The 14,239-nt window shown below is 47.7% G+C and carries 13 protein-coding genes; 6 read left to right on the forward strand and 7 right to left on the reverse strand.

The genetic code is table 11. The annotated features are described in order from the left end of the window. Nucleotides 1-81 precede the first annotated feature (81 nt). The 3 genes from AC6I2O_RS05955 to AC6I2O_RS05965 all read right to left on the reverse strand — a co-directional run bounded on the left by AC6I2O_RS05955 (nt 82) and on the right by AC6I2O_RS05965 (nt 4,110). The gene (locus AC6I2O_RS05955; RefSeq protein WP_120390974.1) at nt 82-2,067 is read right to left on the reverse strand and encodes an alpha-amylase family glycosyl hydrolase; all 1,986 of its coding nucleotides are present in this window, start codon (nt 2,065-2,067) and stop codon (nt 82-84) included. Between the two features lie 274 nt (nt 2,068-2,341). Beyond that, a complete protein-coding gene (locus AC6I2O_RS05960; protein ID WP_120390975.1) occupies nt 2,342-3,052 on the reverse strand; it encodes a hypothetical protein in 711 nt (236 codons plus the stop codon). 113 nt (nt 3,053-3,165) lie between these two features. Further along, on the reverse strand, nt 3,166-4,110 hold the full coding sequence (locus AC6I2O_RS05965; RefSeq protein ID WP_497742093.1) for a LysR family transcriptional regulator: 945 nt from the start codon (nt 4,108-4,110) through the stop codon (nt 3,166-3,168). Nucleotides 4,111-4,362: 252 nt separating this feature from the next. Between AC6I2O_RS05965 and ltaE the strand changes: the two genes are divergently transcribed. From ltaE to AC6I2O_RS05995, 6 genes are all read left to right on the forward strand, one after another. After that, a complete protein-coding gene (ltaE, locus tag AC6I2O_RS05970) occupies nt 4,363-5,394 on the forward strand; it encodes a low-specificity L-threonine aldolase (protein ID WP_497742094.1) in 1,032 nt (343 codons plus the stop codon). A 41-nt stretch (nt 5,395-5,435) separates the two neighbouring features. Further along, a complete protein-coding gene (locus AC6I2O_RS05975) occupies nt 5,436-6,329 on the forward strand; it encodes a branched-chain amino acid ABC transporter permease (RefSeq protein ID WP_120390978.1) in 894 nt (297 codons plus the stop codon). Nucleotides 6,330-6,359: 30 nt separating this feature from the next. Next, complete coding sequence (locus tag AC6I2O_RS05980; protein WP_497742098.1) at nt 6,360-7,487, forward strand: branched-chain amino acid ABC transporter permease; 1,128 nt, start codon at nt 6,360-6,362, stop codon at nt 7,485-7,487. Beyond that, nucleotides 7,480-8,268, forward strand: a complete 789-nt coding sequence (locus AC6I2O_RS05985; protein ID WP_120390979.1) for an ABC transporter ATP-binding protein — start codon at nt 7,480-7,482, stop codon at nt 8,266-8,268. The genes AC6I2O_RS05980 and AC6I2O_RS05985 overlap by 8 nt, the downstream gene beginning before the upstream one ends. 2 nt (nt 8,269-8,270) lie before the next feature. Then, entirely contained in the window at nt 8,271-8,993 is a 723-nt protein-coding gene (locus tag AC6I2O_RS05990; RefSeq protein WP_120390980.1) for an ABC transporter ATP-binding protein, read from the forward strand. Nucleotides 8,994-9,122: 129 nt separating this feature from the next. After that, nucleotides 9,123-10,283 (forward strand): ABC transporter substrate-binding protein, encoded by a 1,161-nt coding sequence (locus AC6I2O_RS05995; RefSeq protein WP_120390981.1) that lies wholly within the window; start codon nt 9,123-9,125, stop codon nt 10,281-10,283. A 138-nt stretch (nt 10,284-10,421) separates the two neighbouring features. On the opposite strand, the gene AC6I2O_RS06000 is transcribed toward AC6I2O_RS05995, so the two are convergent. The 4 genes from AC6I2O_RS06000 to AC6I2O_RS06015 form a co-directional block, all read right to left on the reverse strand. Continuing rightward, a complete protein-coding gene (locus AC6I2O_RS06000; RefSeq protein ID WP_120390982.1) occupies nt 10,422-10,739 on the reverse strand; it encodes a DUF1540 domain-containing protein in 318 nt (105 codons plus the stop codon). A gap of 83 nt (nt 10,740-10,822) precedes the next feature. Then, nucleotides 10,823-11,785: an ABC transporter permease gene (locus AC6I2O_RS06005; RefSeq protein WP_497742102.1), complete on the reverse strand. Its 963-nt coding sequence runs from the start codon at nt 11,783-11,785 to the stop codon at nt 10,823-10,825. Beyond that, nucleotides 11,775-12,782 (reverse strand): ABC transporter ATP-binding protein, encoded by a 1,008-nt coding sequence (locus AC6I2O_RS06010; RefSeq protein WP_120390983.1) that lies wholly within the window; start codon nt 12,780-12,782, stop codon nt 11,775-11,777. The genes AC6I2O_RS06005 and AC6I2O_RS06010 overlap by 11 nt, the downstream gene beginning before the upstream one ends. A gap of 2 nt (nt 12,783-12,784) precedes the next feature. Further along, nucleotides 12,785-13,996 (reverse strand): COG1470 family protein, encoded by a 1,212-nt coding sequence (locus tag AC6I2O_RS06015; RefSeq protein ID WP_120390984.1) that lies wholly within the window; start codon nt 13,994-13,996, stop codon nt 12,785-12,787. Nucleotides 13,997-14,239 lie beyond the last annotated feature (243 nt).

A 14,239-nucleotide genomic window follows, 5' to 3' on the forward strand; every position in this document is an offset into this window, starting at 1 on the left:
AAGAGGGGCCCCCAGACGGCCCCTCCACATAAAATATTGCAAGTTTTAGCTGTATATCATCTTTCTTCTGTATCGTTTACCTTACTGCAAAACTACCATTGCATACGGCGCCAATGTCAAATCCTGTCCAGCCAGATTGCTGATTTGATCGGTTCCGGCCTGGAATGCCACTTCTGTGAATGCCCCATAATTCGGATCATCCGTAATCTGCAGCTGCTTCTCTTCACCGGTCAGATTGATCAGTACCAGAACTCTTTCTTCCTGCGTCATACGAATATAAGACACTACCTCCTGCGACTCCAGCGTATACGTATCAATATCTCCATTCATCAATGCCGGAATTGACTTTCTGGCCCCAATGATTTCCTTGTAATGTGACAGCATCGACTCTGGATCATCCATCTGCGCTTCTACGGATGCCTCACCGCCCAGGCTGTATACTACGTCGTTATAGTTCGCAAGTCCTGTCTGTGCAGCCCCATCCGCTGCAAACGGCTCCTCAAACCATGCCATACACTCTCTTATGGTGGGGTCTGGTTTTGCCCCGTCCATTCCTATTTCTTCTCCATAATAAAGGAACGGTCTGCCCGGCAATGTCAAAAGCAAATCAGCAGCCACTTTTGCATGGTTTTCTGCCTGGTCCGCATCCTCTCTCGGAATCAGATTTCCTTCCTCATCCGTAAGAATATTGGCCACAAAAATATCGTCTGCCGTCTCATCAAACTGATAGCGAAGCAAACTGATCAGTCGGTTCTGATCGTGGTTTGTTATAAACGGACAGTCCACAAATTCATAATCCGAACCCGCACCCAGTTTATTATAGTAATCAACCAGTCCGGTCACAAGATTCAAATCCGTATCTTCGGAAAGCCTGTTTGTCTCTGATGCAGCCGCCGGATCATACTTCGTAGTCTCGTTCGATACTGCCTCATAAATCTTGCCGGAAAGATTAAAATCAAAGATACTGTGAAGTCCTCCTTCGGAAACAAACGGAACCACATTGTCCGTATTCTTCTCCCATACCTCTCCAACCAGATAAACATCCGGATACTTTGCTTCTAAATCTGCCCGGAAATCTCTCCAATATTCCATATTTTTTTCAAAAATATAATCACTGTAAATATTCGAATAATAATCACCATAAATATGACGCGCCGCATCCAACCGGAATCCGTCCACACCTGCTTCCAGCCAATAGCTTGCCACATCCTTGATTTCCTCACGCAAAGCGTCGCTGGCATAATTCAGATCCGGCATTCCAGAACCAAAAATACCTATATAGCGATAGCCAGGAACGATTTCCGGCTCACTGCCCTCTTCCGGGGCTTCTAACATTCCCCACTCAATCATTCTCTGTACCATGTCTGGCAAATCATCGGTGCGGTTCCATACCGTAGCCTCTGGTCCCCTGGTTGCATTATCAAACATCGGATACTGTACCGTATATCCCTCCATAGAACCGTGTTCTGCAAGATATGCTTCCTCTTCTTCATGAATTTCTTCTGCTGTTTTTTCTACAAAATTTGCATCGTCCGGAACAAATGTAAAATAATCCCAGTAAGGATTTTCGCTTCCATTTTCCAGAACCGGACCTTTCAGGGCCTCCTGAAACCAAACATTGCTAAAACCACAATGATTCACTACCAGGTCCATAATCACTTTAATTCCATACTCGTGACACGTATCCAGCATACTTTTGAATTCTTCGATTGTACCGTAATCACTGTTTGTCTCATAGTAATTCCGTACATCATAACAGTGATCGCTGCCAGAATCTGTAATCGGCATCAGCCAAATTCCGGTGATCCCCAGTTCTGCCAGATATGGAACCTGTTCCTCTATACCTTTAAAGTCTCCAATAGAGTCTCCGTTTGAATCGCGAAACGCACGTACAAAAATTTCATAGTAGACATCGCCTGCCTGCTCGTCGATCATTCCATCCTTCGCTTCAAATCCTGAAGCGCCGGCAGCAACACCTGTCGTCTGCATGCCAAACAACATGGCTGCTGCAAGACCAGGTGCCAGAAATCTTTTCCAAAACTGATTCGTTCTTTTTCTCTGCTGCATATAACAACCCTCCTGCGCACTCAAACAGAATCTTCGTTCAAAATCTTTTGCATTTTACCGAACATTCTATTTTTGATTTTCTGTATCTTATGGCCACATTCTACATTTTTATTGTAGCATGCCTATGCGCAGGAAACCATGGAGTAACGTTTTACATTTACAAAACAATCCTCCATCACGTTTTCCTTTGCCCGCTCTTTTTTTGCTAAGCACAGTTTCATCTTTTTTGTATTGTCACTATTGTATTGTCAATGTCCGGAAAGCTTCTGAGGTCTTATTTGAAAAAATGCACAAGCGCGTCCTTTACATACGCCATATGCTCCGTATTGCCCATAATGCAAAGTACTGCGGACTCATCCGTAACGCCATACTCGGCCAAAAATGCACTGCCTGACAGATCAATTCCATAAGGCTTTGCATCATAATAAGATACAATGTTTCCTTCTGTGTCCCGCTCGGCCTCCCGGCCTTCCAGCATACGCCCAGCAAGCTCCCGGTACGTCTCCTCCGGCAGACATTCGCTCAGGTCGGCAAACATTCCGAGTGCGCATCCGTCCTCAAAATAATCCCTCGGACAGATCGTTAGATCAATCGCAGACGCTGACATCTTTGTCACAAAAGCCATCTGCATCTGATAGTCGTCCAGCCCGTAATTCTCCACGGAAACATAGTCGTTGCGTCCCAGATCCAGATATTTTTCAAGTGATTCATTCAGCTCCTCTGCCTGAGGAATACGGCTTTCATTTACAAAGGCCACTGATAACACGCACTCTGAGCGGTTAAAAAACATTCCGTTCAGCAGGCTTCCCACTGCAATCAAAACGGCAAGAACGACCACCACCTTCATCAGATAGTAGTCTTTAAAGTATTGCAGCTTCTGCTTTCTGGTAAGACTTTTGAGGTCTTTCCTTCCAAATGAATCATCCCGTTTCTGATAAAGAACAGAATCATCCCCCAATGCCGTCTTTTTGTGTTCAATATTCATCCCTGCACCTCTTTCCTGGCGTTCTTATATCAAACGCATATGCTCATTTTATCGGATCTGGGCACTCTGTGCAAATGAAAAATCAATAAACTGATCCAGCGTAAATACGCAGTCTACTCCTCCGTAGTCATCATCTCGATCAGCTTTTTCATTGCAAAGGTCACATATCTGTTTTTATTGTATGCAATGTATGTCTCACGCGCCGTAAACCTGCTGTCAATCGCATAAAAATACAGAGAATCATTCTTGGGGGACGGCTCAATCAGACGATTACTCAGAATCGTAGCGCCCATACCCAGGCTGCAAAAATTGTACGATATCGCAGACTGATCGACCTCCATAACAATCGGCGGACTGATATATGCCTCACGGAACAGAAGATCCGTACATTCACGCAGATAGTTTGTATTTCTGAGCAGAATAAATGACGTGTCGCCCAGTTTTGACAGTGATACCATTTCTTCTTTTGAAATATGATAAGGCATCTGCTGCAGTTCCTCGTAGCTGAAACGTTTCTTTGCAGTCAGTTCCTCATTGACCGGAAAGCATCTTGGAATCGCAAGAATCAGCCGTTCCTGATAACAGACTTCCTGCACATACCGGTGAGAATCCAGCGGTTTACTTGTCAAAACGAGATCCACCTCCGCAGAGTTTAACTGCTGAATCGACCCGCGCGTGCAGGATTCCGCAACATGAACCGTAATGTTCGGATACTGCTGCTTAAACTTTGCAATCACAACAGGTACTTTATAGAGAAGACCGAGATTCGTTCCGCAGAGCGTTACCTCTCCGCTTTCTAGAGTTTTTGCGCTTGTTATGTAATCCGAAAGCTCCTTTTCGATGGCATAAATTTTGCCGATGGAACGGATATATTCTGTGCCAAAAGCAGTCAGTTCAATCGGACGTTTTCTCCGGTCAAAAATCGGACAGCCGATCTCTTCCTCTTCTTTTAATATAATTGCACTGAGCGCAGGCTGCGAAATGTGCAGCTTTTCTGCTGCTTTGCTAAAGCTTCCTTCTTTATACACTGCATAAACATATTCATTATGACCGAACATCTGCATCTCCCTGATATCAGTTTTTCACGAATTATATAGTTATTCTTATAATTATATATTAATATAAGTATTTTACTATTTGTCAATCTTTGTTTATAATGATATACAAATTTATATAAATTTTGCCATATTTCTACTTTTTACACGCTATATTTTTGTGCTTATTTACGGAATTTTAATAAATATTGTTAAAATTACTCATTCACAGTGACGGAAAATATCCGTTGCACCACTACTAGGAGGAACATACATATGCGGTATATTGATTTTCGCAGTGACACCGTAACGCAGCCCACTCCAGAAATGCGTGAAGCAATGTTTCACGCGGCTGTAGGCGACGACGTAGCCTGTGACGACCCTACGGTTAATCAATTTGAAGCACTTGGCGCCAGTATTCTCGGAAAAGAAAAAGCGTTGTTTGTGGCTTCTGGCACAATGGGCAACCTGACTGCCATTATGAGCCAGACGCACCGCGGCGATGAAATCATTGTCGGCACCAACAGCCACATTTTCCAGGAAGAGGTCGCCGGAGCATCGGTACTGGCCGGCGTCAGCGTCAGAACGCTCTCATTTCCAGATGATATCCCTGATGTTCAGATGATCAAAGAGGCAATTCGTCCGGATGACATTCACGCACCTGCAACCTCTCTTGTCTGTCTCGAAAACGCGCTGCGCTGCGGACGCATTGTCACAAAGGAAACCATGCGTGAAATTTATGAGATGGCACACGCACACGGACTGAAGGTCCATGTTGACGGCGCCCGCATCTGGAATGCCGCTGTTGCCCAGAATGTTGACGTCAAAGAACTGGCGCAGTACTGCGATTCCATCACATGCTGTATTTCAAAGGGACTGGCTGCTCCTGTGGGAGCGATTCTGTGCGGAGAGAGCGATTTTATCGCCCGGGCAAGAAAATACCGGAAAATGCTGGGCGGAGGCATGCGCGAATGCGGCGTCCTGGCAGCTGCCGGGATCTGCGCACTGAACCATATGCGCGGCCGTCTGCACATTGACCATGAAAATGCACGCTATCTCGCAGAACAGCTCAGTGCGTTTGACTGCATTGATGTAGAGCTGGAGTCTGTGGACATCAACATTGTATTCTTTCAACTGCACCGTTCCAGGGAGTTCTGTGAAACGCTGCCCCAAAAGCTGTACAAGCGCGGTATTAAAATCTGCAATCCAATCGCCGGGCGCGAGGGATGCTTCCGTCTCCTGACAAACAATGACGTAAGCCGTAAGGATATTGATTATCTTTTGCAGCAGCTTCGTGAAATTCTGTAACCGGTCATTCTCTTGTTATATTTTGAAAGTAGGGCGATTTTATGGCAACTCTTTTTCAGCAATTTACGAACGCGCTGGCGCTCGGATGTTTATACGGTCTCGTCGCGGTAGGTTACTCTATGGTATACGGCATCTTGCATCTGATTAACTTTGCGAACAGTTCCGTATTCATGTTTTCCATGTACTTCGCGTTTTACTCTGTTTCCGTATTCTATCTGCCCTGGTATTTCGGCCTGATCGCAATGCTTGCGCTCACCATTTTGCTTGGCGTATGTATTGAGCGTATTGCCTATCAGCCGCTTCGGTCCGCGCCGCGGATTTCTCTGACAATCTCTGCCATTGGTGTGGCATATCTGCTGGAGAACTTCGCAACAGTTGTGTTTACTGCCGTTCCAAAGTCTTTCCCGGACATTCCGTTTTTGCAGGAAGTCATAGTTCTTGGAAACGGCGAGTGGCGTATTCAGCGTCTTGTTATTTTTGTCGTGATTTCCATGGTGGTTCTGATTGCAGCTCTGCTGTTCTTCCTGGAACACACAAAAATGGGCGTGGCAACAAGAGCCGTATCAAAAGATTTTGAGACAAGCCAGCTCATGGGCATCAACATCAATGCTGTCATACGCGTCACATTTATCATTGGTTCCGGTTTGACTGCGTTCGGAGCATTTATGTGGGGCCTGAAGTATCCGCAGATCAGTCCCACAGTGGGCGCCATGCCAGGCACCAAATGTTTTATCGCCGCAGTTGTGGGAGGCATCGGAAACATCAAGGGAGCTGTTCTCGGCGGCATCATTCTGGGACTGGTTGAAGTTATGCTGGTATACTTTTTTCCTGGTCTGTCCGGCTACAGAGACATCTTTGCTTTTATCATTCTGATTTTGATTCTCTTGTTCAAGCCGACGGGACTGTTTGGCGCAAAGGTGACCGACAAAGCATAACCTGCGTTTTCTCAATTCCATGGGGGTATTATGACAGATAAAACAATTTATCCGGGACTTATCGGACAAATGTCCAAAAAACAGCGCAGAAATCTTGCGCTCACAAGCATCAGTATTTTATTGCTTGTTGCGTTTTTCTACTTATTACAAAACGGGTTCCTTCTCGACAACTATGGAATCCGTATCGTCAATCTCTGTTTGATTTACTCGCTTGTAGGTATATCCCTGAATCTGATCCAGGGATATACCGGGCAGTTTTCCCTGGGAAGCGCAGGTTTTATGGCCATCGGTGCCTATGTTACAACGCTGCTTGCACTCTCCCCGGAAGTCAAGGACACGCTGTTCTATCTTGACCCGATCGTTCCCTGGCTTGCAGACCTGCACCTGCCCTTCCTGGCAGCGCTTGTGCTGGGTGGCGTTCTGACCGCTGCAGCAGCCTTCCTGATCGGTATTCCCGTTTTCAGGCTGAAGGGGGATTATCTCAGTGTTGCGACACTTGGCTTCTCCGAGATTATCCGCATTCTTTTTGTAAACCTTCAGAATGTCACAAATGGAGCCACAGGCCTGAAAAACATCCCCTCCACCGTAAATGTCTGGTGGACCGGTACTGCACTGATCCTGGCCGTGCTTTTCATGGTCCGGCTGTTTCGTTCCAGCTATGGCCGTTCCTTCAAAGCAATCCGCAACGACGAATTTGCTGCTGAGGCCATCGGCATCTCACTGATGCGCCACAAACTTCTGGCTTTCTGTACATCCGCGTTTATGGCCGGAATCGCCGGAGGGCTGATGGCCAGCGTTGTCGGCACGATCAACCCCGCACTGTTTCGCCAGAGTCTCAGCAATGACATTCTTCTGATCATTGTACTGGGCGGCACAGGCACCATTACCGGCTCCATTCTCGGAGGATGTATTTTTATCATCGCCAGAGAAGCGCTTCGTTTCCTCGATAACGGTTTTGCAATAGGTCCCGTCACAGTTCCCGCTATCGCCGGTCTGCGTATGGTCTTCTTCTCGCTTCTTCTGATGATTGTCGTACTGTTTTTCCAGAAGGGTCTCGCCGGAGGAAAGGAATTCAGCTGGGACCGCCTGATCGGTTTCCCGGGACGCGTCCGGAAATCCATCCAAAGACTGCTGCACAGAGGTGATACAAATGAGTAATATACTTGAATTACGCAATATTAAAATGCAGTTCGGCGGCGTTACCGCAATTCACGATCTAAATCTGAACATCGAAAAAAATCAGATTGTTGCGGTGATCGGTCCGAACGGTGCCGGAAAGACAACCGCCTTCAATGTAATCACAGGAATCTATACGCCGACTTCCGGTCATATACGGTATTTTGACGCGTGTAATTCTGATTTCACAGATATTACCGGCCTGCGTCCGGATAAAATCGCCAGGCTTGGAATCGCGCGCACGTTCCAGAATATCCGCCTGTTTGCAGAACAGTCTGTGCTCGACAATATTCTTCTCGGACAGCACGTGCATTTAAAAAGCAGCTATCTCGGAGCCATCTCATACTTCCCGCATTACTGGAAGGAAGAGAAACAGATGCGCGGCTATGCAATGGAGCTGCTCAATGAAATTGGAATTGGCGACTATGCAGATGCTGACGCCGTCTCTCTTCCTTACGGGATTCAGCGTAAGCTTGAAATCGTAAGAGCACTTGCCTCTCGTCCGAAGCTTCTGCTCCTCGACGAGCCCGCCGCCGGAATGAATCCGCAGGAGACTGCTGAGCTGGCCGGCTTTATCCGGGAAATCAGAGACAAATACGAAGTTTCTGTTCTCCTAATTGAGCACCATATGGACCTCATTATGGAAATTGCTGAAAATATTTACGTGCTCGACTTCGGCAGGCTCATTGCACAGGGAAAACCACAGGAAATTCAGACAGATCCGGCTGTCATTGCCGCGTATCTTGGCGCAGAGGAGGACTGAGTATGCTGGAAATCAAAAACTTATCGGTCAATTACGGAGGCATCCGGGCACTGAAAGGCGTATCTCTTTGTGTAGAACAGAAAAAGATCGCCACACTGATCGGTGCAAACGGAGCGGGTAAATCAACGACACTCCGTGCGATCACCTCTCTTGTGAAACCTTCCGGCGGGCAGATCTTCTTTGAGGGTGAGGATATCACAAACATGCCCACCCGGGAAATCGTTGCAAGGGGAATCGTGCTTGTGCCCGAAGGCCGACATGTCTTTCCGAATCTGACCGTACTGGAAAATCTGATGCTTGGAGCATACCTGCGAAAGGACAGCAGCCAGATCAGTCGGGACTATGATTATGTATTTGAGCTTTTCCCAAAACTTAAGGAGCGCAGCTGGCAGATGGCCGGTACACTTTCCGGCGGAGAACAGCAGATGCTCGCTGTGGGCCGCGCACTTATGGCAAGGCCGAAGCTGATTATGATGGATGAGCCAAGCCTTGGCCTCGCTCCGCTTGTGGTGCGCGATATCTTTCATATTATTTCACAGATCAACGCGCAGGGCGTAACCGTACTTCTGATTGAACAGAATGCAAACGCTGCCCTGAAGCTGGCTGATACAGGCTATGTCATGGAACTCGGACGTATTTCCATGTCAGGAGGCGGCCGGGATCTTCTGCAAAACGAACAGATCCGCTCCGCGTATCTCGGAAAAGCCAAAGACGTTTCAAAATAATACTCCCATGCATCTGTGGATATTCCGTAACGTAATGTATTTCGTAACTTATGAGCAGTGAACACCCTAAAACAGATACGGCAAATCCGCTTCGGAATTGCCATCACACGCACGAAAGGAGATTTGAATATGAAACATAGTTCTTTTAAATGCAAAATGGCAGCATCTCTGATCAGCATGGCGCTTCTGTCAGCTCCCGTTGCTTCTTTTCCATCCTTTGCCTCTGATAGCGATGAACCGATCAAAATCGGTATCTTCATGACCTTTACAGGCAGCAACGCAGCCGGCGGACAGATGGAATTTGAGGGCATCCAGGCTGCCCAGAATGCCCGCCCTGAGGTTCTGGGCAGAAAAGTGGAATTCGTGATTGCAGATAACAAATCAGACGATGTAGAGTCTGTGACAGCGGCAGCCAGCCTTGTTTCTGCCAACTGCCCGATCGTTCTTGGCAGCCCTGGCTCCAGCTACTGCATCGCGGCAGCTCCTACTTTTGAGGCCGCAGGCATTCCGGTCATTACAACAACCGCAACAAATCCGCTTGTCACACAGGGAAATGAATGCTATTTCCGGCCATGCTATTCCGACAATTTCCAGGGCGCTGCCATGGCTCAGTTTGCAGCCAAAGACCTCGGCGCAAAGACGGTGGGGATCATCACAGATATCACAGACACCTATTGTATCGGCGCACGCAAATATTTTGTCGATACCTTTGGTGAGGAAAACGTTGTCGCCGATGTCCGGTACAACAAGGGCGATCAGGATTTTTCTGCACAGATTAACGCCATCCGCGAAGCTGACCCGGACGTTGTATTTTGTCCGACGCAGTATACGGAAGCTGCGCTGATTCAGATGCAGGCACATCAGATGGGATATTACCCGCAGTTCCTTGCCATTGACAGCTGGGAAGTGCAGGCCATGATTGACATTGCCGGCAAGGATACCGAAGGCGCTCTGTTTACCTGCTTCTTCGTTGCAGGCGACGAGCCGAATGAAACGGTGCAGAAATACCTTGACGACTATGACGCCATGTTCCCGGGCCAGTCCCCGAAAGGAAGCGGAACTGCTCTTGGTTATGATGCTTACAACATTGCACTTGATGCGATTGAGAAAGCAGGCACCACGGACAGCGCAGCCCTCATCAAAGCGCTTGAGGAAAATGAGTTCACCTGCGTAACAGGGCAGATTAAGTTTGACGAGGAACACGACGCGATCAAAGATTCCGCATACATCAAGACCATCAAAGACGGACAATTTGTCTACTACGCACTGGCTCAGCTTGACACAGAATAAGTATCTGCAAGCTCCAGACACATACATTTTTGCAAGTGAAAACAGGGCTGTTCCCGGGACGATTTTTATGCGTGTAGCATATCGCGTCATTCTGGCAACAGCCCTGTTTTTATTTTGTTTTATCCTTATTTACAATGGCTAACGTTCCTCGTCAAAGGTTACGCATTCCGTCTCGTCACAGCAGCAAGCTGCTGCACCGGAAACATCCACATGCTCTGCATGGCAGGCACAGTTCTCATTGTATTTGCAGTGTACTGCCTCGCATTTAATATCTGCATGGAAGGACGGGCTTCCCATTGAGCTTTTCGCACTGTCTCTCTTGCGCTCCTCGAAGCTCTGGCAGCATGTATCCTGGCAAACTTTCGCATCCTGACCGCCAATTTCGATATCGCCTCTACTGCAATACATTGCATTGTTGTATACACAATTCTGTGCAGAACAAACTAAAGCTGGCATAATGTTACCTCCTGAATTTTATCATTTTCATGAGATAGTTTTTGCAGTTTGGGGCAAAATATACATCAAGTGGAAAGGTGAACTCAGTTTGCCCGCACTTCCTGACGCATAAAGCCGAGATAAGCTCCGCCGAAAGCTACGAGCAGCAGGGCGGCCAAGCCGGTGAGATGGGGCCAGACAAGCAATAAGCTCTGGCCGAGACTTAAGTAGCCGCTGACAGCGCCTACAAGCTGGTCTACTGTGACTACGTTGACGGAACGGACTCCGGGATTCATGATTGTAGATACTGCCTCGCTGTACAAATAATACGGGGAAAGACGGTTTATTCCAAGGTTCAGGGTATAGTGATCCATAGAATTTACCAGGGCGCTGTACTCATCGTTGATCGGATACATGGCATTTGCTATGATGCTTGCAACCAGGCTCATGAAGATTGCAAAGAAAATCCACAATGCGATGGAAGCCAGGGCTGAGGTTGCCGCATGGCGGCATACGACGGAAAAGAGAATCGAAATTGCAAGCCAGAATGCGACATAGATTACGGTAAAGGTCAGAAAAATGAGTACCCGCCATACTTCTTCTCCGGATGGCTTCAGGCCTGTAACCAAAACGCCCATTGCGCCAAGCATTGCCCCCATTGAATAAATGATTGTTGCAATAACGGCCGTTCCGGCCAGGAATTTACCGATGATAATGGAATCCCGGTAGATCGGCTGTGATACCAGCCGATTTAAGGTTCCGCTTGACCGTTCACTGTTTATGGCGTCAAATCCGAGCGCAAGTCCGATGATGGGTCCGAGCAGCGCGATAAAAGATAAAAAAGAAGGTATGGAGCTGCCGCTTGTGGTGTACAGCTTTAAAAACAGATAGTTGCTGTCTTCTGCATTTCCAAGCGCTGTCAATGCTCCATACAGACTGGCAAAGCTAGTACTTCCGATCAGAATCAGCAGAATCAGGAACCGTTTGCTCTTCAGATGGTCAGCCAGTTCCTTGTGATAAAGCGCTCCCAGCCCGGTCATACCGTTTACGCGTATCTTATTTTTCATATTTCCATCCATATTTTTTCTTTTTTTCCATACCATCTCTCTCATCACTCTGTCCTGCCTTTTCAAAATATCGTCTATAAATTTCATCCAGGTCGCCGCCGCGCTGGTGCAGATGCAGTACCGTATACCCGTATTCTCCCAGAAACTGCGTCAGAGATGCGCGAAGATCGGTCTTTGCATCAATCAGGAAGGTATTTCCTTCTTTACTGATCTTCCGGACTCCTTCCTGCTGTCGCAGCATCGCAAGCAGCCTGTCATCACAGGGCTGAACTTCAAGTTCCAGCAGATAGCTGCCATCCTTGCGAATCTGTTCTTCCAGTTCGGAAAGTGTACCGCTTGCAATCAGCTGTCCGCTCACAAAAATCCCGACTCTGTCACAGACCTGCTGAATCTGGTGAAGCTGATGCGAGGAGATCAGAATCGTCCGACCATCCTCCTGTGCAAGCTCACGAATCAAGGTCAGCAGCTCACGCATACCCTCGGGGTCAATTCCGAGTGTCGGCTCATCCATAATGATAATTTCAGGATCTTTCATCAGAACATCCGCAATTCCAAGTCTCTGCCGCATGCCCTTCGAATAAGTGCCTGCCTTTCGGTTGGCTGCCTGCTCCATTCCCACGCGCCGAAGCAGACCGTCAATCCTCTCCTCCAGCGCTTTTCCGGAAAGTCCGTTCATCCGCCCCGTAAAGCGCAGATTCTGTCTGCCTGTCATATCGGAATAAAATCCCACATTGTCAGGCAGATAGCCTGTGATGGATTTGACCTCCAGAGGGTTTCTCGTACAGTCCATTCCCTCAATCAGCGCACTACCCGCAGTCGGCTCCGTAAGGCCCAGCAGCATCAGGATTGTGGTGGTCTTTCCGGCTCCGTTTGGCCCGAGAAGGCCGAACACTTCCCCACGTTTTATGCATAGATTCAAATCATTTACTGCGATCTTCTCGCCATACTGTTTTGTCAGATGCGCGATTTCTATTACATTTCTGCTTTTTTCTGTCATGTTTACCGTCTCCCGTACTTTTTAAAGATAAAGCCAAGTCCGAACACCAGAACCACAATCACCGCAATGGCTGCAAGTCCCCAGGTCGTGGATGTCTTTACAGAAATACGAAAATCTGCATTTGACGAAACCTCGCTGTTACTGATCCGGATGCTCGTCACATAGTCGCCCGTGATTGCATTCTCACACGGCTTCACATAAGCCGTAATCTCTTTCGTCGCCCCGGCCTCCAGCGTATCAATCGTTGATTCCTCAAAACGTACCTCCCAGTTCGTCGGTGCAGATGAAGTCAGATTCAGATTCGTCAGATCAACGTTCCCGCTGTTTGTAATAGAAAGTGTCACCGCAGACTCCTTATTTTCGTAGGCGTCCAGACTGAGTCGCCCGTCCGGTGTAGAAAGCAGTACGCCATATGTACCGGTAATGCTGACCTTCAATTCCTCTTTCAATGTGTCATTCGCGGAAACTGCCGTACAGGGAATTGTATATTCCCCTTTTTCAACATTTGCCGGCGGAACAACTGTAACCGTAAGTCCCTGACTTTTCCCGGTATCTACGGAAAGACTGGCCACATTTGCCGCCTCACCTGACGGTGTAAACGTTACCTGCCATCCCTGCGGCGCCTGTGCTGACAGGCTGTAGGACTGATTGGTGCTGCGGTTATTCACAATCGTCGTATCAAAACTGAATGTAGTCCCGGTGGTTCCCTGTTGCTCCGGGTACTCTGAAGTAAAGCTGCTCTCCCCTGCATCTTCCTGACTCACGGTCACTTCCAGTTCCAGCGTATCTTTATTTCCGGTTCCTCCGTCTGCCTGCAATTCTACCGTATAGACACCCTCGTCCGTCCCTTCCGGAATTGTCAGGCTAAAATTTGCCAGTTCCTCGCCAGATGCCGTTTCTGTATCTGACGTGCCGTCCACATGAACCTTCGTCACCTGATTGCTTCCTCCTCTGAAATATCCGGTCCAGTTCTCCGGCAGGCTCTCCGCCTTCAACGCAATATCATGCCCTTCCCCGTCAAGACTGGAAAAATCCAGCGGAAAACTTACTGTCTCTCCCGCTTTTACCGTAATTCCAGGATAATCCGTACTCATATCAATCCCGGAAGCTCCTGCCGCAAATACAGGCGCCGGAACACTCATCACCGCTGCCATTAAAGCCGCTGCTGTCCCCGCGCCAACTCTTCTGCCAAAACCACTCACACACTTTTTCATTACAATACTCCTTTCCCCGGGAGGCTCTAATATAAAATAAATGCCTCTCGTCCTGTCCTGATTTTTGAAAAAAGTGTACCTGTAGTTTGTGTTTAGTTTTTGGAAATTCTGTGTTCCTTCTGTGGTAATTATGTGAAAAATTTGTGCACAAAAATAGGGCTGTCGCTTTCACGAATAAAATTTCGTATCAGGTGCGACAGCCCCATCTTTTTATTTTCTTATTTCCCAAACAGATCGCTATGT

It is taken from the genome of Blautia sp. St.27G3, from assembly GCF_059728505.1.